Annotated in this window: 30 protein-coding genes, 1 tRNA gene and 5 pseudogenes; 15 read left to right on the top strand and 21 right to left on the bottom strand. The window is 68.6% G+C overall.

Translation table 11 applies throughout. From position 1 onward, the window contains the following. Nucleotides 1–4 precede the first annotated feature (4 nt). The gene (locus tag ACFQJD_RS12105; RefSeq protein ID WP_379798521.1) at nt 5–670 is read right to left on the bottom strand and encodes a DUF1405 domain-containing protein; all 666 of its coding nucleotides are present in this window, start codon (nt 668–670) and stop codon (nt 5–7) included. 80 nt (nt 671–750) lie between these two features. Between ACFQJD_RS12105 and gpmI the strand changes: the two are divergent. Next, nucleotides 751–2,263, top strand: a pseudogene (gene gpmI, locus ACFQJD_RS12100) (2,3-bisphosphoglycerate-independent phosphoglycerate mutase). Here the strand turns inward: gpmI and ACFQJD_RS12095 are convergent. Then, on the bottom strand, nt 2,252–2,887 hold the full coding sequence (locus ACFQJD_RS12095; protein ID WP_379798519.1) for a TVP38/TMEM64 family protein: 636 nt from the start codon (nt 2,885–2,887) through the stop codon (nt 2,252–2,254). The pseudogene gpmI and the gene ACFQJD_RS12095 overlap by 12 nt on opposite strands. Before the next feature lie 77 nt (nt 2,888–2,964). On the opposite strand from ACFQJD_RS12095, the pseudogene ACFQJD_RS12090 reads away from it, so the two are divergent. Further along, nucleotides 2,965–3,329 (top strand): annotated as a pseudogene (locus ACFQJD_RS12090) (DUF5830 family protein). A gap of 62 nt (nt 3,330–3,391) precedes the next feature. On the opposite strand, the gene ACFQJD_RS12085 reads toward ACFQJD_RS12090, so the two are convergent. After that, nucleotides 3,392–4,420, bottom strand: a complete 1,029-nt coding sequence (locus ACFQJD_RS12085) for a DUF7115 domain-containing protein (protein WP_379798517.1) — start codon at nt 4,418–4,420, stop codon at nt 3,392–3,394. A gap of 94 nt (nt 4,421–4,514) precedes the next feature. On the opposite strand from ACFQJD_RS12085, the gene ACFQJD_RS12080 reads away from it, so the two are divergent. The 4 genes and pseudogenes from ACFQJD_RS12080 to ACFQJD_RS12065 all read left to right on the top strand — a co-directional run bounded on the left by ACFQJD_RS12080 (nt 4,515) and on the right by ACFQJD_RS12065 (nt 6,672). Beyond that, a tRNA-Met gene (locus tag ACFQJD_RS12080) sits at nt 4,515–4,666 on the top strand. Between the two features lie 406 nt (nt 4,667–5,072). Continuing rightward, nucleotides 5,073–5,252 (top strand): annotated as a pseudogene (locus tag ACFQJD_RS12075) (alcohol dehydrogenase catalytic domain-containing protein); the annotation flags it as partial. Nucleotides 5,253–5,617: 365 nt separating this feature from the next. Then, entirely contained in the window at nt 5,618–5,944 is a 327-nt protein-coding gene (locus ACFQJD_RS12070) for a zinc-binding dehydrogenase (RefSeq protein ID WP_379798515.1), read from the top strand. 320 nt (nt 5,945–6,264) lie between these two features. Continuing rightward, entirely contained in the window at nt 6,265–6,672 is a 408-nt protein-coding gene (locus ACFQJD_RS12065) for a hypothetical protein (protein WP_379798514.1), read from the top strand. A gap of 268 nt (nt 6,673–6,940) precedes the next feature. On the opposite strand, the gene ACFQJD_RS12060 is transcribed toward ACFQJD_RS12065, so the two are convergent. Further along, complete coding sequence (locus ACFQJD_RS12060; RefSeq protein WP_379798512.1) at nt 6,941–8,140, bottom strand: acyl-CoA dehydrogenase family protein; 1,200 nt, start codon at nt 8,138–8,140, stop codon at nt 6,941–6,943. 138 nt (nt 8,141–8,278) lie between these two features. On the opposite strand from ACFQJD_RS12060, the gene ACFQJD_RS12055 reads away from it, so the two are divergent. Beyond that, nucleotides 8,279–9,505 (top strand): CaiB/BaiF CoA transferase family protein, encoded by a 1,227-nt coding sequence (locus ACFQJD_RS12055; protein ID WP_379798510.1) that lies wholly within the window; start codon nt 8,279–8,281, stop codon nt 9,503–9,505. Between the two features lie 20 nt (nt 9,506–9,525). Here ACFQJD_RS12055 and ACFQJD_RS12050 read toward each other — a convergent pair whose 3' ends face one another. The 5 genes from ACFQJD_RS12050 to ACFQJD_RS12030 all read right to left on the bottom strand — a co-directional run bounded on the left by ACFQJD_RS12050 (nt 9,526) and on the right by ACFQJD_RS12030 (nt 11,880). Then, nucleotides 9,526–10,320 carry a hypothetical protein gene (locus tag ACFQJD_RS12050; RefSeq protein ID WP_379798509.1) on the bottom strand — a complete coding sequence of 265 codons (795 nt, stop codon included), beginning with the start codon at nt 10,318–10,320 and terminating at the stop codon, nt 9,526–9,528. After that, entirely contained in the window at nt 10,321–10,803 is a 483-nt protein-coding gene (locus tag ACFQJD_RS12045) for a CoA-transferase (protein WP_379798507.1), read from the bottom strand. It abuts the gene before it with no gap. Beyond that, a complete protein-coding gene (locus ACFQJD_RS12040; RefSeq protein WP_379798505.1) occupies nt 10,800–11,189 on the bottom strand; it encodes a CoA-transferase in 390 nt (129 codons plus the stop codon). The genes ACFQJD_RS12045 and ACFQJD_RS12040 overlap by 4 nt, the downstream gene beginning before the upstream one ends. 159 nt (nt 11,190–11,348) lie before the next feature. Continuing rightward, a complete protein-coding gene (locus ACFQJD_RS12035) occupies nt 11,349–11,534 on the bottom strand; it encodes a hypothetical protein (RefSeq protein WP_379798504.1) in 186 nt (61 codons plus the stop codon). A 94-nt stretch (nt 11,535–11,628) separates the two neighbouring features. After that, nucleotides 11,629–11,880 (bottom strand): hypothetical protein, encoded by a 252-nt coding sequence (locus ACFQJD_RS12030; protein WP_379798502.1) that lies wholly within the window; start codon nt 11,878–11,880, stop codon nt 11,629–11,631. A gap of 301 nt (nt 11,881–12,181) precedes the next feature. Between ACFQJD_RS12030 and cmk the strand changes: the two genes are divergently transcribed. Next, nucleotides 12,182–12,808 carry a (d)CMP kinase gene (gene cmk / locus ACFQJD_RS12025; RefSeq protein ID WP_379798500.1) on the top strand — a complete coding sequence of 209 codons (627 nt, stop codon included), beginning with the start codon at nt 12,182–12,184 and terminating at the stop codon, nt 12,806–12,808. Here cmk and ACFQJD_RS12020 read toward each other — a convergent pair. Both ACFQJD_RS12020 and ACFQJD_RS12015 read right to left on the bottom strand, forming a co-directional pair. Then, nucleotides 12,805–13,743 (bottom strand): DMT family transporter, encoded by a 939-nt coding sequence (locus ACFQJD_RS12020; protein WP_379798498.1) that lies wholly within the window; start codon nt 13,741–13,743, stop codon nt 12,805–12,807. The two genes, cmk and ACFQJD_RS12020, sit on opposite strands and share 4 nt — an antisense overlap. A 25-nt stretch (nt 13,744–13,768) precedes the next feature. Beyond that, nucleotides 13,769–14,269 (bottom strand): CBS domain-containing protein, encoded by a 501-nt coding sequence (locus ACFQJD_RS12015; RefSeq protein WP_379798496.1) that lies wholly within the window; start codon nt 14,267–14,269, stop codon nt 13,769–13,771. Between the two features lie 99 nt (nt 14,270–14,368). On the opposite strand from ACFQJD_RS12015, the gene ACFQJD_RS12010 reads away from it, so the two are divergent. After that, nucleotides 14,369–14,995 carry a ribonuclease H gene (locus ACFQJD_RS12010; RefSeq protein ID WP_379798494.1) on the top strand — a complete coding sequence of 209 codons (627 nt, stop codon included), beginning with the start codon at nt 14,369–14,371 and terminating at the stop codon, nt 14,993–14,995. Between the two features lie 79 nt (nt 14,996–15,074). Here the strand turns inward: ACFQJD_RS12010 and ACFQJD_RS12005 are convergent. Together ACFQJD_RS12005 and ACFQJD_RS12000 are read right to left on the bottom strand one after the other, a co-directional pair. Continuing rightward, nucleotides 15,075–17,325 (bottom strand): annotated as a pseudogene (locus ACFQJD_RS12005) (NADP-dependent malic enzyme). A gap of 84 nt (nt 17,326–17,409) precedes the next feature. Continuing rightward, the gene (locus ACFQJD_RS12000) at nt 17,410–18,507 is read right to left on the bottom strand and encodes a M24 family metallopeptidase (protein WP_379798492.1); all 1,098 of its coding nucleotides are present in this window, start codon (nt 18,505–18,507) and stop codon (nt 17,410–17,412) included. Between the two features lie 88 nt (nt 18,508–18,595). Here ACFQJD_RS12000 and ACFQJD_RS11995 point away from each other — a divergent pair, with 88 nt between their 5' ends. Continuing rightward, entirely contained in the window at nt 18,596–19,006 is a 411-nt protein-coding gene (locus ACFQJD_RS11995) for a hypothetical protein (protein WP_379798490.1), read from the top strand. A 177-nt stretch (nt 19,007–19,183) separates the two neighbouring features. On the opposite strand, the gene ACFQJD_RS11990 is transcribed toward ACFQJD_RS11995, so the two are convergent. The 3 genes from ACFQJD_RS11990 to ACFQJD_RS11980 all read right to left on the bottom strand — a co-directional run bounded on the left by ACFQJD_RS11990 (nt 19,184) and on the right by ACFQJD_RS11980 (nt 22,100). Continuing rightward, on the bottom strand, nt 19,184–19,306 hold the full coding sequence (locus ACFQJD_RS11990; RefSeq protein WP_379798488.1) for a hypothetical protein: 123 nt from the start codon (nt 19,304–19,306) through the stop codon (nt 19,184–19,186). Between the two features lie 193 nt (nt 19,307–19,499). Then, a complete protein-coding gene (locus tag ACFQJD_RS11985; protein WP_379798486.1) occupies nt 19,500–20,567 on the bottom strand; it encodes a zinc-dependent alcohol dehydrogenase family protein in 1,068 nt (355 codons plus the stop codon). Nucleotides 20,568–20,609: 42 nt separating this feature from the next. Next, nucleotides 20,610–22,100, bottom strand: coding sequence for a replication factor C large subunit (locus tag ACFQJD_RS11980; protein ID WP_379798484.1), 1,491 nt, complete (start codon nt 22,098–22,100; stop codon nt 20,610–20,612). Nucleotides 22,101–22,223: 123 nt separating this feature from the next. Between ACFQJD_RS11980 and ACFQJD_RS11975 the strand changes: the two genes are divergently transcribed. Both ACFQJD_RS11975 and ACFQJD_RS11970 read left to right on the top strand, forming a co-directional pair. After that, nucleotides 22,224–22,721, top strand: a complete 498-nt coding sequence (locus ACFQJD_RS11975) for a hypothetical protein (protein WP_379798483.1) — start codon at nt 22,224–22,226, stop codon at nt 22,719–22,721. Next, nucleotides 22,706–22,834, top strand: coding sequence for a hypothetical protein (locus ACFQJD_RS11970; protein ID WP_379798481.1), 129 nt, complete (start codon nt 22,706–22,708; stop codon nt 22,832–22,834). The genes ACFQJD_RS11975 and ACFQJD_RS11970 overlap by 16 nt, the downstream gene beginning before the upstream one ends. On the opposite strand, the gene ACFQJD_RS11965 is transcribed toward ACFQJD_RS11970, so the two are convergent. Beyond that, a complete protein-coding gene (locus ACFQJD_RS11965; RefSeq protein ID WP_379798479.1) occupies nt 22,797–23,111 on the bottom strand; it encodes a hypothetical protein in 315 nt (104 codons plus the stop codon). The two genes, ACFQJD_RS11970 and ACFQJD_RS11965, sit on opposite strands and share 38 nt — an antisense overlap. Nucleotides 23,112–23,178: 67 nt before the next feature. Beyond that, the gene (locus ACFQJD_RS11960) at nt 23,179–23,808 is read right to left on the bottom strand and encodes a metal-dependent hydrolase (protein WP_379798477.1); all 630 of its coding nucleotides are present in this window, start codon (nt 23,806–23,808) and stop codon (nt 23,179–23,181) included. 121 nt (nt 23,809–23,929) lie between these two features. On the opposite strand from ACFQJD_RS11960, the pseudogene ACFQJD_RS11955 reads away from it, so the two are divergent. Next, a pseudogene (locus ACFQJD_RS11955) lies at nt 23,930–24,633 on the top strand (helix-turn-helix domain-containing protein); the annotation flags it as partial. On the opposite strand, the gene ACFQJD_RS11950 reads toward ACFQJD_RS11955, so the two are convergent. The 3 genes from ACFQJD_RS11950 to ACFQJD_RS11940 all read right to left on the bottom strand — a co-directional run bounded on the left by ACFQJD_RS11950 (nt 24,518) and on the right by ACFQJD_RS11940 (nt 25,930). Then, nucleotides 24,518–25,522 carry a hypothetical protein gene (locus ACFQJD_RS11950; protein WP_379798474.1) on the bottom strand — a complete coding sequence of 335 codons (1,005 nt, stop codon included), beginning with the start codon at nt 25,520–25,522 and terminating at the stop codon, nt 24,518–24,520. The pseudogene ACFQJD_RS11955 and the gene ACFQJD_RS11950 overlap by 116 nt on opposite strands. Beyond that, nucleotides 25,501–25,686, bottom strand: coding sequence for a hypothetical protein (locus ACFQJD_RS11945; RefSeq protein ID WP_379798472.1), 186 nt, complete (start codon nt 25,684–25,686; stop codon nt 25,501–25,503). The genes ACFQJD_RS11950 and ACFQJD_RS11945 overlap by 22 nt, the downstream gene beginning before the upstream one ends. Before the next feature lie 76 nt (nt 25,687–25,762). Continuing rightward, a complete protein-coding gene (locus tag ACFQJD_RS11940) occupies nt 25,763–25,930 on the bottom strand; it encodes a hypothetical protein (RefSeq protein WP_379798470.1) in 168 nt (55 codons plus the stop codon). Between the two features lie 101 nt (nt 25,931–26,031). Between ACFQJD_RS11940 and ACFQJD_RS11935 the strand changes: the two genes are divergently transcribed. Beyond that, nucleotides 26,032–26,397, top strand: coding sequence for an ArsR/SmtB family transcription factor (locus ACFQJD_RS11935; protein ID WP_379798468.1), 366 nt, complete (start codon nt 26,032–26,034; stop codon nt 26,395–26,397). A 165-nt stretch (nt 26,398–26,562) separates the two neighbouring features. Next, nucleotides 26,563–26,691 (top strand): hypothetical protein, encoded by a 129-nt coding sequence (locus tag ACFQJD_RS11930; protein ID WP_379798466.1) that lies wholly within the window; start codon nt 26,563–26,565, stop codon nt 26,689–26,691. Nucleotides 26,692–26,704 lie beyond the last annotated feature (13 nt).

The following is a 26,704-nucleotide window of genomic DNA, read 5'->3' as shown; positions in this document are numbered from 1 at the left end:
AGGGCTACGTGTCCGACCCCTCCCGCGATCGAGCGTCGAGGCGGTCGAACGCGCGGGCGGCGAGCCCCACCGAGAGAGCCGAGATCGCGAGCGTCGCGACGACGAGGACGACGCCGGGCTCGTATCGGAGCGGCGGGTAGTAGCCCAGGCCGTAGTCGAAGGCGTCGTTGACGAGCGAGAGCGCGAGCGCGAAGACGAGCGCGCCGCGCGTCGTCCGGCCGTAGTGGGGGACGAGGGCCGCCTGCACGAGGAAGCCGAGGTGGGTGAGGACGATGCCCCAGTAGTTCCAGAGGGCGTCGACGGTGAAGCCGACGTAGAGTTCGGGGTGGAGGTTCAGCGCGAGAGGCGTCCAGAGGCCGTACTTCACCAGCCAGACGAACGTGAGCGTATGCAGATACGCCAGCGGACGGTTCTGTGGCGCGTCGCGGACGCGTCGGCCGAGGTTGGGGAGGAGCGTCGCGAGCGAGAGCGCCGCCAGCGCCAGCGCGGTCGGCGAGTCGCCGAACAGGGGGTAGAGAAACGTCGGGAGGTCGGCGAGCGAGGGGTCCGAGTGGACGTAGAAACTCACGCCCACGAGGAAGGCGGCCCCGTCGAGGACGAGAAAGGTGACGAGACTGGGGCCGTTGCCGAGGTAGTACTGGACGTACCGCTCGGGGATCGGTGACTCCATCGCTCGCACCGTCGGCGGGCCGGGGGTAAAAGCTGTCGAGAGTCGACAGGCAGTTAACGCCACGCGGCCTCGCGTCCGACATGGAAGCCGCGCTGGTCATCCTCGACGGGTGGGGGCTCGACGGCGGCGAGGGTCGCGACGCCGTCGACGCCGCGGAGACGCCGAACTTCGACCGCTTCACCCGGACGGGTGCCTCCGGAACGCTCGACGCGACGGGGCGGCGGGTCGGCCTCCCCGACGGACAGATGGGCAACAGCGAAGTCGGCCACCTCAACATCGGGGGCGGTCGCGTCGTCAAGCAGGCGTACACCCGAATCGACGACGCCATCGACGACGGCTCGTTCGCCGGCAACGACGCCATCGACCGCGCCCTCTCGCACGCCGAGGCGAGCGGCGGCCGCGTCCACCTGTTGGGCCTCGTCAGCGACGGCGGCGTCCACTCCCATCAGCGCCACCTCCACGCCCTGATCTCGCTCGCGGCGGACCGCGGCGTCGAGGCGGTGACTCACGCCTTCACCGACGGCCGCGACACCCCGCCGAAAGCCGGTGCGGATTACCTCGCCGACCTGGAGTCGGTCGTCGAAGCGGAAGGAACGGGCCACGTGGCGACGGTCACGGGGCGATATTACGCGATGGACCGCGACGAGAACTGGGCGCGGACGAAGCGGGCCTACGACGCCATCGTCGCCCGCGAGGCCCCGCACGCGACGGGATCTTCCGTCGCGGCCGTCGAGGAGTCCTACGACCGCGGCGACACCGACGAGTTCGTCGAACCGACGCTCGTGGCCGACCGGCCCGCCCTCGCCGACGGCGACGCCGTCGTCTTCTTCAACTTCCGGGCGGATCGGGCGCGCCAACTCGTGCGGATGCTCGCCGACGTCGACCCCGAGTGGCCGTTCGAGACGGCCCCCGGAGATCGAACTCGTCACGATGACCGAGTACGACAAGACGTTCGACCTGCCCGTGGCGTTCCCGCCGAATCAGCCGACGGAGACGCTGGGCGAGGTGTTGGCAGCGGCGGGCAAGACCCAACTCCGCCTCGCCGAGTCCGAGAAGTACGCCCACGTCACCTACTTCCTCAACGGCGGCCGCGAGGTCGAGTTCGCGGGCGAAATCCGGCGCATCGTCGAGAGTCCCGACGTGCCGACCTACGACCTGCGCCCCGAGATGAGCGCCCCCGAGGTGACCGACGCCGCCATCGACGTCATCGAATCCGACGACCCGGACGTGTTGGTGTTGAACTACGCCAACCCCGACATGGTCGGGCACACGGGCGACTTCGCGGCGGCCGTCGACGCCGTCGAGGCGGTCGACGCCCAACTCGGCCGCCTCGTCGACGCGATTCGAACGGCGGGCGGGCACGTCCTCCTCACCGCCGATCACGGCAACGCCGACGACATGGGGACGCCCGAGAACCCGCACACGGCCCACACGTACAACCCGGTGCCGTTCGTCTATCTCGCGCCCGACGGGGGCGACGGCGGCAAGCGCGTCCGCGAGGGCGGGTCGCTCTGTGACGTCGCGCCGACCCTGTTGGCGCTCGTCGGCATCGAGAAGCCGGCGGCGATGACGGGCGAGAACTTACTCGAATAGCGACGAGTTCGTCTGCCGATAGACGGGGGCGGCGAGGAGGACGACGGCGGCGATTCCGGCGACGGCGACGAGTCGCACGTCGATCGCGTCCCCGAGTGCGCCCGCGGTCAACGCCCCGAGCGAGTCACCGGCGACGACGCCCGCGACGGCCCACGGGAGTTCGCCGATCGCCGTCCCGACGACGAACGCGCCGGGCGAGACGCCGGCGACGCCGGCCCCCGCCGACACCACGTCCGACGGGGCCGGCATCAGGCGACTCGCGGTGACGCCGCGCAGATCGCCCGTCTCGTCGACGAAGCGTTCGCCGATCGACGCGAGGCGGCCGTCGCGGAGCCGATGGGCGAACAGGAACGGCGGGACGCTCGTGAGGACGATGAGCGCGAGCGCAAACGGGATCGCGGCGAGGCCGAACCCGTAGCCGGCCGCGACGGCGATGAGCGTCGTCGGCCACGCGAACAGTGGGCGGACCAGCGCCAGCACGCAGAGCGCGACCGCCAACCGAAGGGGATCGGCGGCGATCCACGACAACCGCGAGAGGGCGGCGTCGGGCGAGACGACCCACCCCAGTGCCGCGATCGCGCCGACCAGCGCCGAACTGACGGCCAGTCGCCTCCGGCGGTCCATGGGCGCTCTCCGTCCTCGGGGTGCAAACCGCTTGCGTTTCCTCCACATTCTTGCTCGTCGGCTCCGAACCCCCGTCCGTGACGGACGCACGGGAACGCAAACGCGAACTCGCGCTGGAGCTGCTCGCCCACGTCGAACGGGAGGAGCTCCCGCTTTCGGACGCCGTCGACCGCATCGAGACGGTGACGACCGACCCCGGACTCGTCCGCGAAATCCTCGACACCGCGGAACTGCGGGGTATCGTCGATCGGGAGGACGGCCGCCTCCGCGTCCGCCGGGGCGACTACGTCGCCTTCGAGCGACAGGTAATACGGAAAGAGGGGAGTTCGACTGCCGACGGTGCGGGGCCGGCCTCTCGACCGGGCATTTCGTCCGGTTCGACGCCGGTGAACTCGGCCCGTTCGGGCCGTCATGCGTCCGGAAAGTGATGGGACGGGAGTAGCAGACCGACCCGATGTCGGAGCTTCGCGACTCTCCCGGCGGGATTGCCGGTCGAGCTAGCGACTATCGGCCTTGCCGGAGTTCCTCAATCAACCGCTCGATGACCTGCTCCTGTCGTTCGAGTTGCCGGCTCTGCGTCTCGACGGCCTGCCGGAGGCGAGCGAGTTCCGCTGCCACCTCGTCGTCGACGACGCCGGCGGATTCGAACCCCGATCCGGCGAACCCCTCGTCGGTGGTCGCCCGCCTCTCCGGCGGGTCGCTCTTCTCGGCGGCGACCCCCGTCTCCGGCGAATCGACCTTCTCGGCGGCGACTCCCGTCTCCGACGAATCGACCTTCTCGTCGCCGTTCGACGCCACGAGGGGGTCGTCCGTCTCCGGCGTCCCCGTCGAGAGCGGATCGGGTCCGTCGCCGAAGGAGACGTTGTCTTTCGCCTCGGTCTCGCCGTCGTCGTCCGGCGTCATCTTCTCGCGGAACGCCTCCAGACCGTCGACGTCGTGGTAGGCACACAGCGCCGAGACGAGTCCCTCACGCACCGCCCGCGCCTGGTCGTTCGGCGCTTTGAAGCGCTCCTGCCCGCCGTCGACGGTGACGACGACCGACGTCGCGACGCTGCCTTCCTCGAAGTCGAGGTCCGTCACGTCGTCGTAGTGGTACTCGTCGTACTCCTCGTCCCAGACGGCCTCGCCGATGTGGCGCACCAGCCGCGAACTCGTGATGACGACGGTGAGTTCGCTGAAGCGGAAGGTCTGTTTGACCGTCTCGCCGCGGTCGGTGATCCCCGTGGCGTTGAGGACGCCCGCGAGCACCGGGTGGAGCGCCTGGTCGAGACGGGCCGTCGGGACGGCGAACGTCTTCTCGCCGTCGAGGCCGTAGTCGAGCGTCACCTTCGACTTGCGTCGCCCCTCCGACACCTCGATTCGCTCGGCTCCGTGGGGGTACTCGTCGACCGATTCGTCCGAGAGCAGTCCCTCCGACCGGTAGACGACGGTCCGCGTCGGGGTCACGAAGAGCGCGTCCTCGCCGCCGAGGCTCACCCGGGCCGCGACCGACTCGTCTCCGAGGGTCGACTGGACGATGTCCGGCAGGTCCATGCGTTGGGTGTCCCCGTGTTCAGCCATAAATCCGGTGGGTCCCGTCGGTCGATATGGGAAGCTTAAAGGTGAACATCCGGCTACGAAGAGACGAGCCCGGGTGGCTTAGCTGGACATAGCGCCGCACTCATAGGGTATTCGAGCTTCGGTGCGGTACCGCCTTGGAAGCCTCCGCCCCTTCGAGGCCCGCCGAGCCTCGATTCCTGGGTTATGCGGAGATCGTGGGTTCGGAGCCCACCCCGGGCATGTTTCGATCCGTCGACGACCACCGAGTCGCCGCGCTCCGCCGCCGCGTTACGACCCGCTTCTTCTGCCCGATTCGGCTCGGAGCGACGCCCCCGATCGCTTCCAGTGGTTGCCAGCGCGATCTCTTTATTCAGAGAGGTACTAACGCGGCTGAATCGGCGAGTAGAACAGCGAAGTTACCGTTTCCCCGTCACTACTAGACGGTATTAGCGGAGGGCGCGTCGAAGGGAGCATATGCAGCAGACGAGGGTGGCAGAGAGAAAGACGGTCCGGCATCCTTATTTCACTTATCGTTGTGTAACGGGGTGTGAGAGCAATTCGATATCACGATGGCGGTGGCCCGGACGTTCTTCGCGTCGACGAACTCGAGCGTCCTGAACCGGCGCGCGACGAGGTACTCGTCGAGATGCGTGCGGCGAGTATTAACCCCGTAGACGCGGTACTCCGCGAGCAGGGGGCGCCGAGGGTGCCGAAAACCACCGGGTCGGACATCGCCGGGGTCGTCACCGCGGTTGGGACCGACGTCGACGCCTACGAGGAGGGTGACCGCGTCTTCGCGACCGGCTTGCACGTGGGGCGGTTCGCGGGCGGGTCCTTTGCCGACTTCGCGGTCGTCCCGACTGACCTGCTCGCTCCCCTGCCCGAAGGTGTAGACTTCGAAGAGGGCGCTGCCGTCGCCCTCGTCGGTGTCACTGCCTGGCGGGCGATGGTCCACCACGCCCGCCTCGAGCCGGGCGCGACGGCGTTCATACACGGGGGCAACGGTGGCGTGGGTCACGTGGCTATCGGCCTCGCTGACGCGCTGGGAGCCACATCTGTCTCGACGGCACGTCCGGAGTACCACGACGCGGTTCGAAAGCTGGGCGCCGAGACGGTGCTCGACTACACGCGTGATGATCTGACCGAGGCGGCTGTCGAGGCGACGGGGGTGCGGACCTCGTTCTCGACTCCATGGCCGGAACCTACTTCGAGATGGACGTCGAACTCGCGGCGTTTGGCGGAGACGTGTCCGTCATCGCGGGTGGAGAGGCGACACTTTCGGACGTCTCGGCGGCGCGGTCGAAGGAACTCGACATTCACATGATGAGCATGTCGAATCTCGCTACCCACCCGGACGCCCCGGATATCGGACCCATTCTCGCCCGTCTCGGACGACTCGTGGCGGAGGACCGACTCGAGGTGGTCATCGACCGCACCTATCCGTTAGAGGACGCCGCTGCGGCCCATCGGGCGGTCGTGGAGGAGAGTTTCCTCGGCAAAATCGTTCTCACTCCCTGATCTCGCGTCCCGGCAGATCCGTTCCGTAGACTTCTTGTGCTGCCGTTACTGGTCCGCTGCATGTCTTCCGGTGTCTCGCGTCCTTCTGCCGAAGGGACGAAACCAGCACCGAGGGCCAGAAAGCCCGCGTTGGCAGCCAGACGCGATCAGAGTTCGGTGTGTATCGAGCCGCTGTTTCGACCTTGACTCCGAATAAAGAAACCGTACTGGCAACTACTGCTTCGTAGGGGTCCGCGATGCGGCCGCCGTCTCCGACGTGCGTCGGGTATAGAGTTTTGTATCTCCGCCCCGCCGTGACGGATGTTCACACGGGGTGACCGATGTCGGACTGGCTAGCGAAACGGCGCGAGTACGAGGAAGAGCGCGCCCGGGCGGCGGGCATGGAACGGGTAGCCGACCCGCCGGAGAGCGTGCGGGCGGCCGTTCCGGACTCGCTCGCGCGCCCCCGAAACGAGGGGATGTACGAGACGTTCGAGGACGACGCCTACGCCTATCGCGCCGTCTCGACGGGCGACGACTGCGTCTTCTTCCGGGCGCGAAAGAGCGACTACTACACCACCACCCGGAACGCCGGCGTCTGTCCCGACTGCCAGTCCACCGTCCGCCGCTCCGCCGACGAGCCGTTTCTCGCCTGTCGCCGGTGCGAGTGGACGGTCGGTCACAGGCTCTGGCGGTGGATCAGATATCCGTCGTGGATCTCCTATCTCGCGACGAGCGTGCGCGGGTGAGCATCGCCGGTCCACACCGGAAGCAGTGAGTCGTGACGAAAGGGTGCCCAACGGCCCGACAGGCCAAGAGTGTCCTGGCCTGCGAAGGGATGGGGTGCCTCCTGTGGGGAAAGGGATGGGCCGCGGACGACTGTCCGTTGTGCCAAACTTATTATAAATGTAGGGGGTCGCCTTTCTCCACGTTAATGGCTATCATTATACGATATATGCCATATCCCCCCATGATAGAACAAACATGTAACGGCGCTCGCGTCGTCAGCGGTGGGCGTCAGTACGATCGGGGGAGACCGAGAACGTTCTCGCCGAGGTAGTTGAGGACGAGCTCCTGTGCGATGGGGACGAGCCGAGTCAGACGGGCCTCGCGCATGTAGCGTTCGACGTCGTACTCACGGGCCACGCCGAACCCGCCGTGTGTCTGTACCGCGGCGTCGGCCGCTTCGAACGCCGCGTCCGCCGAGAGGTACTTCGCCATGTTGGCTTCAGCCCCCAGTTCGCGCCGGGACGTACCGGCCTTCGACGCTGCGTTGTAGGTGACGTGTTTCGCTGCCATCACCCGCGCGTACGCCTCCGCGAGGGGGTGCTGGATGGCCTGGTTCTTGCCGATCGCGCGCCCGAACACCTCGCGTTCGTTGGCGTAGTCGATGCCCGCCTCCAGGGCCGCCTCGCCGAGGCCGACACACTCGGCCGCGATGACGAGTCGCTCCTCGTTCAGTCCGTCGAGGACCTGATAGAACCCCTCTCCCTCCTCGCCGACGAGGCGGTCCTCGGGCACGCGCAGGCCCTCGAAGAACAGTTCGTAGGAGTGGACCGGGCCGCTCACCGTCTTGGGTATCTTTCGCATCTCCATCCCGCCGGAGTCGAGCGCTCGCTCCTTGTCCACGAGGAACATCGAGATCCCGTGGGTGCGCTTTTCGACCTCCTCTTTGGGCGTCGTCCGCGCGATGACGAGGACGTAGTCCGTGGCGTCGACGCGAGAGATCCAGATCTTCTGGCCGTCGATGACGTATTCGTCGCCGTCTCGCTCGGCGAACGTCTCGATGGACGTGGAGTCGGACCCCGCGTTCGGCTCCGTCAGCGCCATCGACTGGATGGACTTCTCACCTGTAGCGACCTTCGGAAGCACCTCCTCTTTGAGTTCCTCGGAGGCGTGGTTGACGATGGTCGGCGAGTTGTAGATACCGCCGTGGACGGCCTGTGCCGCGCTGAATCCGCCGCCGCTGGCGGCGATCTCCTCCATGATGACGACGGCTTCGGCCGTTCCCATCCCCGCACCGCCGTACTCCTCGGGGACGAGCGCGCCCATCCAGCCGTGGTCGGCCAGCGTGTCGACGAACTCGTGTGGATACTCCTCGTTTTCGTCTTTCTCGCGCCAGTACTCGGCGTCGAAGTCCTCACAGACCTCGCGAACGGCGTCTCTGACCATCCGCTGTTCCTCGTTCAGTTCGACCGTCTCCATCGCGGACAACATCGTCTGAGGGTGGGGTACTGTGGGTGATAAATCCTCTCAAGCACGCCCGCGACGGCGTGGAAAGGTTCTTTTGCGGTGCGAGATTCGAAGGCACATGGAATCGCGCGACGATACCGGACCGACGCGACGGGAGCAGCGATGACCGGCGAAGCCAGGGAGCCGAGCGGGGAGACGGGCCCCCTCGACGGCGTGACCGTCCTCGACGCCTCGCGAGTCCTCGCGGGGCCGTTCTGCGGGATGCAGCTCGGCGACCTCGGCGCGGAGGTCGTCAAGGTCGAACGCCCCGATACGGGCGACCAGACGCGCGGGTGGACGCCGCCCGCCTACGGCGACAGCGAGGAGGCCGCCTACTACCTCAGCATCAACCGGAACAAGCGCTCGTTCACCCTCAACCTCGCCAGCGAGGAGGGGCGCGACCTGTTTCGCGAACTCGCCGCCGAGGCCGACGTCCTCCTCAACAACTTCCGGGTCGGGAAGATGGAGGAGTGGGGGCTCGGCTACGACGAGCTGCGCGCCGAGAACCCCGGCCTCGTCTACTGTTCGATCACGGGCTACGGCGAGTGGGGTCCCGACAAGGACCGGCCGGCGTACGACCTCGTCATCCAGGGCGAGAGCGGTATCATGAGCTACACCGGTGATCCCGACGGCGACCCCGTCCGCGTCGGCGTCGCCATCGCCGACCTCGCGACGGGGCTGTACGCCACCCAGTCCGTACTGGCGGCGCTCCTCGACCGCGAACTCGGCGACGGGGAGGGACAGAAACTCGACCTCAGCCTCCTCGACTCGGCCGTCGCCCTCGACACCTACATGGCCGAGGCGTACTTCGCCACCGGTGACTCGCCGGGGCGACAGGGCGGCAAGCACAACAACATCACTCCGTATCAGGTGTTCGAGACGCAGGACGGCTACGCCGTCGTCGCCGTCCCCTCGGAACACATGTGGCCCGACTTCTGTGCCGCACTTGACCGCGAGGACCTCGTCGACGACGAGCGATTCGCGACCAACTCCGACCGCGTCGAACACCGGGACGTCCTCGATCCGATGCTCGAAGCCGAAATCGCCGCGTACGAGACCGACGAGATCGTCGCATTGATGCAGGAGTACGACGTGCCCGCGACGCCCATCAACGACATGGAAGACGTCTTCGACCACCCGCAGGTCCGCGCCCGCGGGATGCGTGCAAAAGTCGACCATCCGACCGCCGGCACCGTCGAGATGCCCGGCGTCCCGATGCATTTCTCGCGGACGCCCGCGACGGTTCGCTCACACCCGCCGCTCTTGGGCGAACACACCGACGAAATCCTCGCCGAACTCGGTTATTCGAGGGACGAAATCGAGCGGTTCCACGAGGACGACGTCGTCTGAACTCCCCGACGGGTCCCCGCTTACAGCGGTTCGAGGTCGGTAAAGCCCGACCGACGCACCCGTTTCGGATCGACGTCCTCCAGCAGTCGCAGTTCCTCGTCGGTCGGTCGGGGCGTCCGCCGGTCATCTCCGACTGTCCGCCGGTCATCTCCGACTGTCCGCCGGTCGTCCGCGAACGTCACATCCCATCCCGTTCGCTCCCGCACCGTCGTCCGCGAGACGCCCGGATGTAGCGAGACGACCCGAAGTTCGCCGTCGAGTCGTTCGAACTCACAGAGCGGCGTCACCAGATACGTCAGGTTCCCCTCGGCGGTCACGAAGTCCACGTCTTCGGGGAGCGACCGGGCGGTGTGTTCCGTCCGCCACGCCCACGCCTCCTCGACGAGGGGTAACAGCGACCCGCTTCCGCCCCCGCCGCCGAACTTCACCTTGGGGTCGTCCCACGACCCGACGACGGTGCCGTTCATGCGCCCGCGGCGGTCGAACTGCGGACTGCCGACGAACATCACGTCGACGCCGCCGCGCGCGGCCAGATCGAACGCCTCCGGCGAGGTGAACTGCGCCGTCGACCCCGCCAGTAGTCGCTGGTCCTCCGTCGAGAGCGGGGCCGTCTCCGGCCGGCCGTTCACCGCACCCGACGCGCTGAGGTGGGTCACGCCGTCCCGTTCGTGGGCCATCCGCAACGCCACCGTCGGCAACGGCGATGCGAACCCCTGAAACGCCGTCTCGACGGACGCGAGCCGGCGGGCGATGGCCGCACACATCACCTCGGCCACCGTGACGTCGGTCGCCGGCGCGGGGTCGGTTGCGGCCACCTACGCCACCTCCGGCGTCCACGCGAGGGCGTCGGCCCGACCGTCGAGTGCGCGTTCCCGGTAGTCGGCCTCGCCGTCGCCGAGATACGCCGACAGATACGCTTCGAACGCCCCCGATTTCGATCGGTTGAGATACTCGCGGAGGTGGTCGGCGTCGTAGTCGTACGTCCCCGGACTGCTACAGGGGTGTGCGCCGTAGGGGACCTCGGCGACGCCGTCGACGAGAAACCCCGGGACGTCCGTCGCCGCCGGGTCCGCGGCGAACGTCTCGGTGTCGACGATCCGCTCGGCGGTGACGAACACCCGGTCCGCCGCCTTCGCGACGAGGCTCTCGGTCAGGTCCGCGCCGTCGTAGCGGACGTTCCCCTCTTCGTCGGCCTCGGTGGCGTGGACGACGCCGACGTCGGGCGTCACCGTCCGCACGGCCGCCGTCCGTTCGCCGGTGAACGGCCCCGTCGTCTCGGTCAGCCACTCCCCGCTCACGTCCAGCAGGTCGCTCCCCTCCAGGCCGGCGACGGGGAGGAAAGGAACCCCTGTTTCGCGCCGCGGAGCATCGTCGCGACCGTGTAACAGGTCCCTTCGCGCGCGTCGACCTCATCCGCCTCGACGCGCCGGCGGAAGTTGGGCGCGAGGCCGAGCGCCTCGAACCCGACGTAGCCGTAGTGGACCGCCGTGGCCTGTCCCGTCCCACAGAGGAGGTCCACGTCCATCGAGTTGGCGAGCCCCATCAGCGTCAGGTCGCTCACGTCGCGCCGGGCGAGTTCCCGGACGAACGCCATCGGCGCGCGGTGGAGCGTCTTGCCGCCGAGTGCCACCACGTCGCCGTCGTCGACGGCGGCCGCGAGGTCCGCGAGCGGGCGACGCTTCACGACGGCCCCCTCCTCGACCAGTCCTGGAACGTCCGGGTCGACGTCGAGCGTGTCATCTCCCGCGAGGTGGGATACCAGTCGGTATAACAGTTGTGTCTGGTCTTCCGGACGGCGCTCGCCGCCTCGAATACGGCCCGTCGCCTTCCAACCCGAGGCGGTTCAGGCTGGTCGGCCGCCGACGTCGGTGCCGATGAAGTAGGTGCCGAGCGTCAACAGCGCCGTCGCCGCGACTGCCAGCACGTAACTCGTCGTTCCCGCCGCCGGTCCGATGGTGGGGAGAAACGCCGCCGCGCCGATCACCATCAGTATCGCGCCCGTCGTGCCCTTGCCGGAGAGTCCGAACATAGTCGACTCGTCGTCCCCGGCGACGTAATGAATTTCGTTTTTGCTTCGCGAAGGTCGCTCGTCCCACCCTGTCGGCGACTCCTGGGTCGCGCGGCTACTGTCCGTAATCGTGGCCGAGTACCAGCGCCACGACGTTGACCACGACGAGCAGGCCGAAGACGAGCACCTGCTGGCCTTCCAGTCCGCCGTAGAGCAACGGGAGGTAGAGAAACGGCAGTGCGACGGCGGCCCAGAACGAGACGAAGCGGAGCGGGGCCGTGATCAGTTCGACGCCCAAGTGGAGCTGCTGGACGTCGAGCGATTCGCGGAGGCGGGCGGTCGGAACCGTCGGGGAGGAACTGGACATGGTGGGGGGACTCCTCACTCACCCAGTGGACCCGGAGGGTCATATAGTCGCCAGAGCGTTGACGTCGTTTCCGGTCATTTCACCCACTCGACGTTCGCCCGCGGACGTTTCACGAACGGCGCAAAATAGCCGAGACGTTTTATCGACGCGTCTTACTCTTTTACCTCGCGCCGAGACGGGCGAGTTTAGTCGTTCACGAACGCGCCGAGCCCGGCGGACGAGCCGGCTCCCGGCGGCTCGCGTCGACTCGCGTACGCCGTCATTATTTATATCGGTGCTACGTACGCCGCCACGAGTCTACATGTCCCCTGACTCCGCGAGCGACTCCACGGCCGACGAACGGCCTCTCGATACGAACCTCTTCGTCACCGTCTCCGGACCGCCGGGCTGTGGGGCGACGACTCTCGCGGCGGGCCTCGCCGACGCGTTCGACTGCGCGTACGTGAGCGGCGGCGACATCTTCCGCGAACTCGCCGACGAGCGCGGCGTGTCGCTGTCGCAACTCATCGCCAAGGCCGACGAGGACGACGAACTCGATCGGGCGCTGGACCGGCGACTCCGGCGCATCGCGGAGAAGTGGGGAACGTCGAGCAAGCCGTTCGTCCTCGAATCGCGCCTCGCCGGCTGGCTGGCGGGCAATCGCGCCGATCTGCGCATCTGGCTCGACGCTCCCGAGGAAGTACGCGTCGAACGAACGTCGAACCGGGTAGAGACGGAGGCCGAGATGCGGGTCCGCGAGGTGAGCGAGGCCGGCCGGTACGAGAGCTACTACGGGGTCGACGTCGACGACCGATCGTTCTACGATCTCTGTATCAACACCGCTCGCTGGGACGCCGACGGCGTCCTCGACGTCGTCCTGACCGCCGTCGACAGCTACGACCCCGACGCCGACGAGGGCGCGTTCGAGACGGAGGACGTCGACGTTTAATCTTCGAAGAGGGAAACGGCTTCCCGGCGGAGTTTCGGCAGTTCGTCCCGGATGGCCCGGCGTTTGATGAGGACGAACCCAGCGAAGACGAGGAGAAATCCGCCGGCGGTCGCGGGCGTCGGCTGCTCGCCGAGAAACGCCCACCCCGCCGCGGCAGCGGAGAGAGGTGCGACGTACGAGACGAGGTTGATCTCGATGGCTCCGAGTCTGTCGAGCAGGTCGAAGTAGATCAGAAAGCCCACCGCGCTCGCCGCCAGCGAGAGATAGAGGAGGGCGACGACGGCCTCGGTCGACCAGACCACCTCGGCCGTCGACTCGCCGATGCCGACCGAGAGGCCGTGCATCAACAGCGCACCGCCCAGCATCGACCACGCCTCCATCGATTCGATGTGCATCGACGCGTCCACCCACCGCGTGAGCACCGATCCAAGGGCGAACGACGCCGCCGCAGCCAGGACGAGGAATTTGGCGACGAAGCCGCCCGCGAGGAGGTTGTTCGGGTCGGGCTGTGAGAGGACGACGATGCCGACGAGACCCAACAGGAGGCCGACGACGCCGGCCGCCGTCAGGCGTTCGCTCGGCAGGAACGCCCGGGCGAACCCCGTCGTCAGGACGGGGCTGAGGCTGACGATGACCGCCGCGGCGGCGCTCGTCACCGCGGGGTCCGTCTCGCCGACGAACAGGAGGGCGTGATAGCCGGCGATGAGGAACACCGATCCGATGGCGACGAGCGTCCACTGCCCGCGCCCGCGCGGAACCGGGTCGTCGAGGACGTAGGCGGCGTATCCCAGCATGACGACGCCCGCGACGTCGTATCTGACGGCGGCGAACAGCACCGGCGGGAAGTACGCCAGCCCGGCCTTGATGGCCATGAACGCCGACCCCCAGACCGCTGCGAGGATCAGAAAGAGCGCGAGGTTCCGATATCGTGACACACCCGACCTCGGGCGGGATTTCGTCTCAAGCTTTCGTTTCGCGACGTTCGTCACGGACCGCCCGGAGGACGTCCTGTCGGGCGATTATCCCGACGAGTTCCCCGTTCTCGACCACCGGCAGTCGGTTGATGTCGCGGTCGTCGTCCGCCAGCAGGTCGAGGATTCGATCGAGGTCGGCGTCGGTCGTGACCGTCACGACGTCCTCGGTCATCACCTCGCGCACCGGCCGGTTCGCGTTCTTCGCGAGGTCGATGCCGAGGTCGAGGTCCTCCCACGAGACGTCCACCGCGTAGGTGAGCGTCTGCGTGAACGGCGGGAGGCCGACCGGGATCCAGAGCGTTCGGTCTTCCGTCTGGAAGAGGTGGACCAGGTCGTGTTGCGTGACGATTCCGACGACGCGACCGGCGTCGTCGACGACCGGAAAGCCGTTGAACTCCACCTCGGCGAGACGGGCGAGCACCTCGCTCACCTCGTCGTCCGGTGCGACCGTCTCCACGTCCGTCTCCATCAGCTCGCGTGCGTTCATACGTCGTCCCGACGGGCGGCCGCGTGGTAGATGTTCCGGGTCGGGCGCATTTCCCCCACGCTGCCGTACGTTTAAGTTGGGTGACCGCCAACGACGAGTATGGCCGTTCACGGCCGGTCGACGCTCCGGGACCTGTTCGACGAGTCGCCGACGCCGCACATCGCCCATCCGCCGCGGACACATCACCGACACTTCTACGTCGCCAGCGACGGCTCGTATCGCTCCGACGGCGGCGGCCTCGGCGCGGTCATCGAGACGCGGGACGGCACGCGCGTCGCCCGGGTCGCCCTCCCGGACGCACCGCCGAACAACAACGTCGCCGAGTACCGCGCGCTCCACCTCGGACTCGACGTCCTCGCCGCCCGCGCCCCACCGGACGCCCGCGTGGGCGTCCTCGTCGACCACGACGACCTCGCGGCGAACGTCAACCACTCCGTCCTCGCGGCGGACCACCCCGACTGGCGACCCGCCCACCCCGTCTCGGTTCCGTCGGGGAGCGAACACCACTGGCGCGGCATCCGCGCCCGCATCGCCGGCTTCGGCGAACTCCGGGCGGCGCGCATCGACAGCCGCGTCAACCCCGCCCACCCCCTCGCCAACGCTCCGGAGGAGTACGCCCACGTCAACCACCGGCCCGACCGTTGTGTCGTCCCCGACGTCGCCGACCCTGACGACGACCCGCAGATTCCGCCACCGTCCCGTCACGAACGCCAGGCGAGCGACTGATCGCTCGTCGCTCGGCTCCCTGACCGACGGCTCCGTGTTTCGAGACTGCGAAAAACCGCTATCCGCGTCGCGACGGTCGTCAGTTTTCCTGTGCGTCGACGACGGCGACGCCAGCGAGGTTGACGATGTCTTTGACCTCGTCGCCGCGCTGGAGGACGTGGACGGGTTCGTCCATGCCGACGAGCATCGGGCCGATGGCGTCCGCGCCGCCCAGGCGCTGGAGGAGTTTGTAGGCGATGTTCCCCGATTCGAGGTTGGGGAAGATGAGGACGTTCGCCGGATCGTCCAGCTCGGAGAAGCCGTAGGTGCCTTCGAGGATGTCCTCGACGACGGCGGTGTCGGCCTGCATCTCGCCGTCGACGGGGAAGTCCACTGCGGGGTCCTCGCGGAGCATCTCCGCCGCCTCGCGGGGTTTTCGCGTGCCTTCGTTGTCGACGCTCCCGAAGTTGGAGTACGAGAGGAACGCCGCCCGCGGTTCGACGTTGAACCGCCGCGCGAGTTCGGCGGTGTGCCGGCCGATCTCCGCGAGTTCCTTCGATCCGGGGTTCAGGTTGACCGTCGCGTCGGCGACGAAGACGACGCGGTTTTTGAACGTGAGCATGTAGACGCCGGCGGCGTAGTCGGCGTCCTCGGCGGTGCCGACGACCTGTAGCGGCGGGCGGAGCGCCGACGGGTAGTGGTGCATCAGGCCCGTCAGCATCGCGTCGGCGTCGCCGACCTCGACCATGACGCTCCCGAGGTAGTTGCCGTCGCGGATCAGTTCCTCCGCTTCGTGGCGGGTGACGCCCTTGCGCTGGCGCAGTTCGTGGAGCCGCTCCGCGTAGGGTTCGAGGCTGTCCTCGCTCGGATCGACGATCTCGGGGGTGAAGTCGAGCCCCAGCCGTTCCATCTTCCCCCATATCTCGTCGCGATCCCCGATGAGGATCGGATCGGCGATGCCCTGTTCCTGTATCTGGTAGGCGGCGCGGATCATCTTCTCGTCGCTCCTCCGCGAGAACGACCCGCTTGGGGTCGGTCTTGGCCTTGTTGATGACGACGCGCATCATCTCGCGGGACTTGCCCAGGCGGGCCTCCAGTCGCTCGCGGTAGGCCTCGGCGTCGATCTCCTGGCGGGCCGCGCCGCTCTCCATCGCCGCCACCGCGACGGCCGGCGCGAGTTCGAACATGACGCGCGGATCGACCGGCTTGGGCAGGATGTACTCGGGGCCGTAGTGGAGCGGTTGGTCACCGTAGGCCTTGACGACGGCGTCGGGGACGTCCTTGCGGGCGAGTTCCGCGAGGGCGCGGGCCGCGGCGAGTTTCATCTCCTCGTTGATCTCGGTCGCGCGAACGTCGAGCGCGCCCCGGAAGAGGAACGGGAACCCGAGTACGTTGTTCACCTGATTCGGGTAGTCGGACCGCCCCGTCCCCATGATGACGGTGTCGTCGCGGGCCTCCTTGGCCTCGTGGTAGCCGATCTCCGGTTCGGGGTTGGCCATCGCGAAGATGATCGGGTTGTCGGCCATCGAACGGACCATCTCCTGGCTGACGATGCCGGCGACGGAGAGGCCGACGAGGACGTCCGCGCCTTCGACGGCGTCGGCCAGTCCGCCCTCGGGCACGTCGCGGGCGAACTCGGCTTTGTAGTCGTTGACGTCGCCGGCCTCCGCGCGCTCGCGGGTGATGATGCCGGTGGAGTCACACATGGTGATGTTCTCCCGCTTTACGCCGAGCGAGACGTAGAAGCGCGCCGTCGCCAGCGCACTCGCGCCCGCGCCGGAGATCGTCACCTCCAGCGTTTCGAGGTCCTTCCCGGCGATGTCGGCGGCGTTGATGAGGCCGGCCCCGCTGATGATGGCGGTGCCGTGCTGGTCGTCGTGAAAGACCGGAATGTCCATCTCCGCGCGGAGCGTCTCCTCGATCTCGAAGCACTCCGGCGCTTTGATGTCTTCCAGGTTGATGCCGCCGAAGGTGGGCTCCATCGCCTTCACGCTGCGGATGATGTCCTCGGCCGTCGTCTGGTCGAGTTCGATGTCGAAGACGTCGATGTCGGCGAAGCGCTTGAAGAGGACGCCCTTGCCTTCCATGACGGGTTTGGAGGCCTGTGCGCCGATGTCGCCGAGTCCGAGGACGGCCGATCCGTTCGAGACGACGCCCACGAGATTGCCTTTGGCCGTGTAGTCGTAGGCCAGATCGGGGTTCTCGTGGATGTCCTTACACGGCGCGGCGACGCCCGGCGAATACGCCAGGCTCAGATCCCGCTGCGTGTTCGTCGGCTTCGTCGTCGAAATTTCGATCTTCCCCGGCGGATCCGTCCGGTGATACTCCCGAGCGTCGTCGTCGAGTCCCATGAACGCGTTCACATTGGGGGCAAGCAAAAAACTATCCGTATCTGTCGATTGTTAAATTCGTCAATCGTCGAATAATGAACGGGGTCACTCGACGAGTAACACTCGGTGTCGCGGGAGCGCCGCGTCGTAGTCCCACGAGACGACGGGGCTCGTGGGCCACTCGCCCGTCTTCGTCAGTACCTCGATCCCCTCGTCGGCGACGAGGACGGTGTCCTGACTTCGGGCCCCGCCGACGACGGGGCCGAACGCGCAGGCGACGGGCGTCTGCACCGGCACGTCGGCCCCCGGCCGCGCGGTCCACTCCTCGGCGACGTACCCCGTCGCGCCGCCGACCGGGCCGTCGCGCCACCCGTCCTCGTCGTCGAGGAACTCGTAGGTGGCCTCGACGCCGTCGAAGACGCTCCCCACGTCCCCGCCGAGGCGACCGACGGCCCGTGTGGCCCCCAGCGCACTCACCTCGATCTGCGCCGCGCGCGTCAGGTCGTCCGCCAGCGAATCCGGCGTGTCGAAGGCGACGTGGCGGGTGAGCGGCGCGTGGAGGCCGTCGCGTTCGGCGACGACGGTGACGCGGGCGTACCCCTCGACCGGTTCGTCGGTCGGCGTCGGCGTCCGGTACCGCTGCGCTCGGCGTTCGCCCCCGACGAGGATCGTCGGCGCGGCGACGTCGCGTTCCGCGAGGAGGGTCCGGACGCCGAAGGCGATGTCCCGTTCGCTGTCGTCCGGGTCGACCGCGCGGCAGGCGCGTTCGACCGCCTCGGCGGCGTCGTGGCCGAGTGCGCGGTACCGGTCCACCTCGCCGTCGGTCAGGGGCAGGCGAATCTGCGACCCGTCGACCCGTTCGAACCCCGGCACGTCGACGTCTGCGGCCGCGGGCGTCGGTGACCGCTCGGCCACCGCTTCGGCGAGGGTCGTCGCGTGCCACTCGACCGTCTCGACGTCAATCCGTTCGGGGAGTTCCTCCGCCCGCAACCGGTCGGCTTCGGCGTTCGTCGAGACGACGGTGAACGACCCGTCGTAGCCGACGGCGGCGTCGCCGACGCGCGCCGCCCGGTCGGTCGCCACCGACCCGCCGGTCAGCCACTTGACCGTTTCCGGTCGGCCGAACCACACGGCGTCGAGGCCGGCGGCGTCGAGGTAGTCGTCGAGACGATCGGCTCGCCGGTCGAGTTCCGTCGCGTCCATAACGGGCGATTCGCGGCCACCGACTTGAAACGGGCGTTCGCGCGGCGGTTCGGACAGGTCTAAGTACGCGCGGGGCTGAACCGCGACCATGAGCCGTTCGCGCCTGCGGTCCGCGCTCTCGTTCCCCCGCTTCGCCGCGCTCACCACGGGGCTGACGCTCACGCTCGTCATGCTCGGTATCTACACCGCTGCGACGGGGTCCGGGCTGGCCTGCTCGGCCCAGTGGCCCCTCTGTGACGGCGGCCTCCTCCCCCAGACGATTCCGAGTTTCGTCGAGTGGTTCCACCGCCTCGTAGCGATGATCACCGGCTTTTTCATCCTCGGAACGGCGCTGTGGGCGTGGCGACGACCCGACGCCCGGACGCGATCGGCGGCGACGCTGGCCGTCCTTCTTCTCCCCTACAGATCAGCATCGGGGCGGTCACCGTCACCCTCAGCGGAATGTTCCCGTCGGGCTACTCCCCGCCCGCGCAGGGCGCACACCTCGTCGTCGCGCTGACGATCTTCACGCTGCTGGTGTTGACGACGCTCTACGCTCACGAGGGGCGCTTCTCCGCTCCCCGCTCGCCCTGGCGCGACGAGCGCTCGCCGTCGGCCTCGTCGCGCTCGTCGTCAGCGTCCTCTTCAGCCGCGTCGTTCCGGTGCCGGCGTACACGCCCGCCGCGCAGGCGGCCTACTACGGCGCGTCGCTCGTGCTGTTCGCCACGCTCGTCGCCGCCACTCGCTGGCTCGGCGCGTCGCCGTCGCCCGCCCTCCGGTATCTCTCGGGGAGTGCGATCGCGCTCGTGTTCGTCGGCATGCTGCTCGGCCGTGACCTGGTCTACTACACGCCGACGGTCCGGACGCTGAACGCCGGCCTGTTCGTCGCCGCAGGGGTCGTTCTCGCGGCGACGACGTGGCTCGCCGGCCGGGTGGACGCGTCGAATGGGGGCGTGGTTCGGGCGTCCCCGTCGACTGACCGAACGCGGGGAGCGGTTCCTCTCGAAACTGCTCTAGAACTCCGTCACGACCTCGACGCCCGTCGTCTCGTACTCCGTCATCGCGGCGAGTCGCTCGGGCACGTCTTCGAGGGACACCTCGCGACGGACGAGCTTCCCGGGGTCGATCTCGCCCGACTGCAGGAGGCCGAGCAGTTCGTCGTACCGCGTCGGCGGCATTCCCCGCGCGCCGTGGAAGTCAGCCTCCATCATCGCCATCCGTTCGACCGGGAGCGACACCTCGCCCGCCTCTTCCTCCGTGGTGAGGCCGACCTGCACGTGGGTCCCCCGTCGCCGGAGGCTGAAAACCGAGTTCGTACAGGTCTCGGCGATGCCGAGGGCGTCGACGGAGACGTGCGCGCCGCCGTCGGTCGCCGACCGAACCGCGCCCGTGACTTCGCGCCCGGACTCGCCGTCGGCGTTCACCACGGCGTCCGCGCCGAGTTCGGTCGCCAGATCGAGCGCGGCCTCGCGGACGTCGACGGCGACGACGCGCGCGCCGAGCGCGTCGGCGACGTGGACCGCCGAGAGGCCGACCCCGCCACATCCGTGGACGGCGACCCAGTCGCCCGCGCCGACGTCGCCCCGGGCGGTCAGGGCGTGGAAGGCGGTCATGAACCGACAGCCCAGCGCGGCCATGTCGCGCGCCGAGACGTCCTCGGGGAGGGCCATCGCGTTGTAGTCCGCGTGGGGCACGTGGACGCGCTCGGCGAACGCCCCCGGTGCCGACGGCTGGAAGCCGAGGGCGTAGCCGTCCTCGCAGACGTTGCCGTGGCCGCTCAGACACTGCGGGCAGGTGCCGTCGCCGAGGTTGAACGGGACGGCGATCCGGTCGCCTTCCGAGAGGCGGTCGACCCGCTCGCCCACCTCGACGACGTGGCCGGCGGGTTCGTGGCCGAGGATCTGTCCCCGCGGGACTCTGTCGCCGACCCACTCGCCGTGGCCTTGCCAGGCGTGCCAGTCGCTCCGGCAGATCCCGCAGGCCGTCACCTCGACGACGACGCCGTGCGGTTCGACGTCCGGCGGCGCGACCTCCGTCAGCTGTAACGGCTCTCCGTACTCCTCCAGTACTATGGCGCGCATGGCCGTCCCACGACGGGAGGGGACAAAAAGCGTCGCCCGGGTTCACATGAAGTCCGTCAGCCCGGCCTGTCCGTCGTCGCCGTCGTCCGCGTCGTCCGCGTCGTCGCCGCCGTTCGCCGCGGCGGCCAGTTCGTCGGCCGCCGTGGCTTCGTCGGCCGCCGTCGCTTCGTCGTCCGTCTCGACGTCCGCCGTCGCCTCGGCGCCGTCCGCGCCGTCGGCCGACTCGCCCGCCGGGATGCCGCCGAACGCGCCGGAGTGGTCCTCCATCGCCTCCTCGCGGAGCGTCTGGGCGTCTTCGACGATGGACTGGACCTTGTTCGTCGTCTCGCCGCTCCCGGTGACGAAAGAGACGTGGTCCTCCTCGAAATCGTAGTAGGCGGCCATCGCGACGGTCAGTTCGCGGGGCTTGCAGTGGTGGGTCATCGCGGCGAGGTACGGGAGCAGTTCGCGCCGCGCCGTCGCCATGCTGGTGCCCGCGGACTCGGCGACTCTCCGCACCACTTCGTCGGCCGTCCCGTCCGACGAGGGCCAGAACTGCGGGCGCGAGAACCGCGTCCACCCGCCCTTGGTGTCGTCGCGCGCGGCGGCGACGCCCGCGGCGAGGTTGTCCGTCGCGTAGCGCCAGTAGCCGTACTCCTGCGTGGCGCGCACCCGCCCGAGCCACCGGTCGGCGTTCGCGAGGAACTCGTAGGCGCGGGCGAGTTCCTCGCCCTCGCACACCTTCGGGGCGTTCTCCGCGACCCACTTCGTCAGGTCGTCCGGCGTCTCGTCCACCCGGTAGGCCGACTGGAGTGCCTCCTCGGGTGACTCCTCTTTCAGGACGGCGTCGAGAAACGGAAAGACGCCGAGGCTCCGGTCTCGGTCGCCGTCTAACACGTCGTCGGTGGTGAGGCGTCTGTCCTCCTCGGCGGCGGCCTGCAGATCGTTGACGGCCGATCGCAGGTCGCCGCTGTTTGCCTCCGCGATGGCTTGCAGCGCCTCCTCGTCGAACTCGACGTTTTCGCGCCGGCAGATGTCGCGGAGGACCGGAACGATCGAGCGCGCGGCGACGTCGCGAAACTCGATCTCCTGGCAGGCGTTGCGCAGGCCGCGGCTCATGTCGTAGTAGTCGTTGGCGATGAGCACGATCGGCTGATCGGCCTCTTTCACCAGGCGAGTGATGGCGCTGGACCCGCCCCGGTCGTAGTTGCCGTGGATGTTGTCCGCCTCGTCTACGATGACGAGCTGTCGCCCGCCGGTCTCGTTCGCCGCGCCGGCGAGCGTCGCGTTCTTTGCCGCACGGCCGGCGTAGCGTTCGATGACGTCCGCCGTTCGCTGGTCCGAGGCGTTGAGTTCGACCGTCTCCCACCCCTCGTCGGACGCGAGGGCGTGTGCGGCCGACGTCTTGCCGACGCCGGGGCTCCCGTAGACGACGACCGCCTCGCGGTGGTCGTCCCACGTCTCCGCCCACTCCCGGAGGGCGTCACGGGCCTTGTCGTTCCCCCGGATCGCCGAGAGCGTCGACGGCCGGTACGTTTCGGTCCAGTCGGTCATTACCGTAGGAAGGCGCGAGACGCGTTTAGTGGTTGCGGAGGCGGGACAGCGGCGGCACCGGACGGCGAGCGATGCTCCCCGTTTGCCACCAAGCACTTGCCGACACGCGCCGTCGCCTCCGGTATGTCCGACAGCGCCGCGCTGACGACGCGAGTCGACGGCCGATCCACCCCATCGACGGTCGCCGCTGGCGTCCTCGGCGGCGGCGCGTATCTCCTCGGCTACGTGGCGACGTATCTGCTGGCGAGCGACCCCGTCCGGGCGTCGGTCGCCCGGCGACTCGTGGAGTTCGTCACCGGTGACCCCGCGACGTGGAAACTGGTCGGCTGGGTGTTCTACGCGGCCCACTTCGTCGAGACGGTGCTCCCCGGTCTCTTCGGGTCGTCGCGCACCGTCGACCTCGTCGCCGCCATCGACGCCGTCCCCGTCCTCGTCTACCTCGTTCCGCCCGTCGCCCTCGCCGCGTCGGGCGCGTTGCTCGCGCGGTGGGCCGGTGCGGCCGGCGTTCGTCGGGGGCCACGGCGGGCGCGGCCGTCGTCCTCGGCTACTTCCCCCTCGCCGTCGCCGGCGCGTTTCTCTTCGTCGTCGTCGCCGGCGACGCGACCGTGCGCCCCGACCTGATACCCGCCGCCTTCGTCGCCGGCGTGGCCTACCCCGTCGTCTTCGGCGCGCTCGGTGGCGTCGTCGGCGCGGCCGCTACAGGTCGCGAGCGACCACCTCGCCCCAGCGCGTGAAGCCGTGGCGGCCGTGGAACGCTCTCGCCCGTTCGTTCTCTGCGTCGAGGACCGGTCGGTCGCGCGGCAGGTCCTGCTCGCGGGCGAGGTCGACTGCGGCGGCCAGCAGGTCGTCGGCGACGGTCACGCACAGGGGGTCGGAGCCGACGCAGCGGTCGACCCGATCGAGATAGCACGCCCGGTAGTCGTCGGTCCGTTCGGGTTCGTAGGCGGCTTTCCCGTCGCCGTCCGTCTCCGTGCCGATGCCCCGCTCGAACGCGCGCTGCATCGCCTGCATCCGCCGGCTCGCACGGTCGAACGGGCGTGTGAGACGGTCGCCGAGACGCGACGTGAATCGTTCGGACTCAGTCCCGCCGCTCGCTCTCCAGCAGCCGACCGCCGACGGTCAGCGCGCCGAGCAACACGACGAGCAACTGGAGGCCCGACCGGACCACGGGGAAGACGCGCTCTACGCTCTCCGGTTCCTCCCCGCGGGCCACGTCGACGCCCGTCCAGTAGTGGGTGTTCCCCGTCGTTCGGGGCTGTTCGGGCGGCGACAGTTCGACGAACGTCTGGACGAGGCCGCGTTGATTCGAGAGCAACAGCTCCCCGTCGACGGTGTAGAACTGGTCGTGGAGCGGGTAGAGGACGTTCACGCCGTTGGTCATCAGGTCGGGGAGGATGCCGCCGAACAGGAGCGACAGCAGCGCCACCCCCGCCACGCGGACGCCGCGGGCCCCCCACCGGTCCCGAACGATCGATCGGGGTCGGGCCCGGGCGTCGTAGAGGAGGACGCCGCCCACTGCCGCCGGCAGCACGAACGTGTGCAACAGCGCCCGGTGCGTGCCGAGCAGGTAGATGCCGGTGAAGGTGTCGAGGTCGGGGACGGCCGCGGCCACCAGGACGACGGCGACGCTGCGGCGGTCGAACTCCGCCGCGAGCAGCGCCGCACCGACGATACCGCCCACCGCGACGTGGACCAGTGTCGATGGCATATCCGCCCGTTAGACGCTCTCGTTTGAATCGTTATCGCCTCGCACACCTCGGCTTTCGGTAGCCTTTTGCGACGCCTCGCCCCAGTGCGATCATGGAACGCTCCGACGGGTGGGAGGTGAGATGAGCGAGGCACCGCGCGACGACCTCGCTCGACGCATCGCCGGCGAGATCACGCTGAGCGAGGACCCTGGGGCGACCCTCCGGAAGTGGCGGACGGACTTCGGCGTCTCCCAGACCGAGCTCGCCGACCGCCTCGACGTCTCGTCGTCCGTCATCTCCGACTACGAGAGCGGGCGGCGCGAGAGCCCCGGCATCGGCGTCGTCTCCCGCATCGTCCGCGCACTGCTCGACATCGACGAGTCCCGCGGCGGCGCGCGCATCCGCCAGTACGCCCGCGTCATCTCGGCCGGGTTCGAGAGCGACATCGTCCACGACCTGCGGGAGTATCCCACGTCGGTCCCGCTCGACCGATTCTACGAGGCGATGGACGCGACGGAAGTCGTCAGCGGCGACGACGACCGGGTGTCCGGCCACACCGTCATCAACAGCATCCAGGCGATCACCCGTCTCTCCAGCGAGGAGTTCTACCGCCTCTACGGTCAGAGCACGAACCGGGCGCTCGTCTTCACCGACGTCACCCGGGGGAGTCGCCGCTGGTCGCCCTCCGCGTCGTCGACCCGACGCCGAACGCCGTCGTCCTCCACGGCCTCACGCCCGAGAACCTGTGGGAACACGCGCCGAAACTCGCCACCATCGACGGCTTCTCGCTGGCCGTCTCGACGCGACCGCTGGAGGACTGTCTCGCCGACCTGCGCGAGTTGCCCAGCAGACCCGACGCTGGAAGAACGGCGAGGGGGCGAAGCCTCGTTCGGCGAGCGCTCGCGTCGTCGTCGACGAGAGGAACTGGTCGTCGCCGTGGCTGAGCCACCCGCTTTGGGTGTGATAGCCCGCGTCGACTTCCCCGGCGACGTTGTGGAGGAGTTCGTGAGTGATGACCGCCACGCGCAGGCTCACCTCTCCTTCGCGCCGGGTGAGGCGGCCGTCGACCATCGACGCGTAACCGGGAGCGGTAGCCCGCCCCGCGAGGTTCGCCGGGCGCACGACGCCCATCACGACGTGGCGATACGTGCAGGTCCGGTTTCCGAGTCGGTCGGCGGTGTAATACTGCCGGAGCGTCCCGTCGCGGGGATCCGTCACGTCGACCGGTTCGCCGAGCGACCCGCCGCGGGGCGCGTCGGCGTCGAGGTGGATGGCGATGCCGGTGCTCCCGTCCGGGTTTTCGAGCGGCATCGACGCCCACACCTGCCGGAGTTGTCGGCGCTCGGCCGCCGAGAGCGGCGGGACGTTCGTCCCGTGATTCACCTGTACGTAGAGGTCCATCCGGCCGGGGTTCGCGTCCGGAAGGGCCGTTCCGTCGGGCGTCCGCCCCCGCCGTTCCCAGTCGTCGTTCAACAGGTCGCCGTCGACGTCCGGTTCCGGTCGGCTGACGGCTTTCGTCTCGACGTCGTGGGTGACCGCGTCCCGGCGGACGATGGATTCGGGGCTCGATCCGGATTCGGAGAACGCCCCCTCGACGGCGGTGTCGAGCGTCGGACCGAGCGAGGGTCCACCCGCCGACCCGGCTACGGCTGCGGTGAGCGACCCGCTGATGCCGAGAATCGATCCGAAGACGCCGACCACCAGGATGCCGCTCAGCAGGAACGCCGTCCCCATCGTGCTCTCGGGCCGGACGAACCCCCGACCGTTCGGACCACGCTGACGACGCGGTGGACCACCGGTACGACGACGCGCAAGAGGAGCAGGCCGACGACGACCGCGACGAACAGACACGCGACTGCGGCGACGGCGACCGTTCGAACGTCGAGACCGGCGTTCACACCCTCGCGTTCTCCACACGGTGTGAAAAGTGTCCCGTCGGCCGTGGGTCCCGCTCGGCTGGCGGCGTTGCGAGCTTCAGCTCGACATCTCGGTCACGTCGTTCGAGAGACACTCGGGGCAGCTGGCTCGTTCCGGCGTCTTCGCCGAGTCGTGCGTCGCACCGCAGTCTCGACACTCGTAGGTCCGGACGCCGGCTTCCTCGTCGCTTCCGATAGCGCTTTTGATCTTGTTGACGAGTGACATCACCGGAAGGTGGGGCGCTGGCGGTTTCAACCCGGCGTGTAGTTACGGAGGCTGAAAACGCGCCCAAAGGGTTTTTCAGCCTCGCTCCCCGTCGGTTTCGTGTGAGCACCGATTGGGAGCCGGAGAACGTCTTCGACGTGTTCGGCAACGAACACGCGAGGGACATTCTCGTGCTGGCGAGTGCGAAACCGATGTCAGCCGAGGAGATCGCCGAGCAGTGCGGCCTCTCGCTTCCGACCGTCTACCGGCGCGTGAACGTCCTCGAATCGTGGGACCTCCTGCGCGCGGACGTCCAGATGGACGCCGACGGCAACCACTACCAGACCTACGAGACGAAGTTCCGGGAGGCCCGGTTCGCCGTCGAAGACGGCGGGTTCACCATCGACGTCGAGCGCAGACACGACCTGATCGACAAGTTCGAATCGTTCTGGGAGGGTCTCGAATCGGACGGTGGTCGGCGTGGCTGAACCCCCGAATTCTGGGCGTTCATCGCCTCGAACCTGCTCGTCCTCGCGGCGGGGACCGTCCTGACCGTACTCAGCTACCGGGCGTATCGCCGATCGCGCACGCTCGCCTTCCGGACTGCTGCCGCCGGCTTCGGGTTCATCACCGCGGGCGCGCTCGCCGAAGCGGTGTACGAACTCGGCGTCCGGCGGAGTTACCACCTCGGCGGCCGGGAACTCCTCTTGCTTCACACCGTCGAAGGCATCCTCATCGGTGCCGGACTGATGTCGCTGTTCTACTCGCTCCATCGGTACTGACCGGACCGCGTTT

Origin of the sequence: Haloplanus sp. GCM10025708 (assembly GCF_042663985.1) — an archaeon.
GTDB lineage: Archaea > Halobacteriota > Halobacteria > Halobacteriales > Haloferacaceae > Salinirarus > Salinirarus marinus.
Note: the sequence above shows the minus strand (reverse complement) of the source record. Positions and strands in the feature narration are given on the sequence as shown.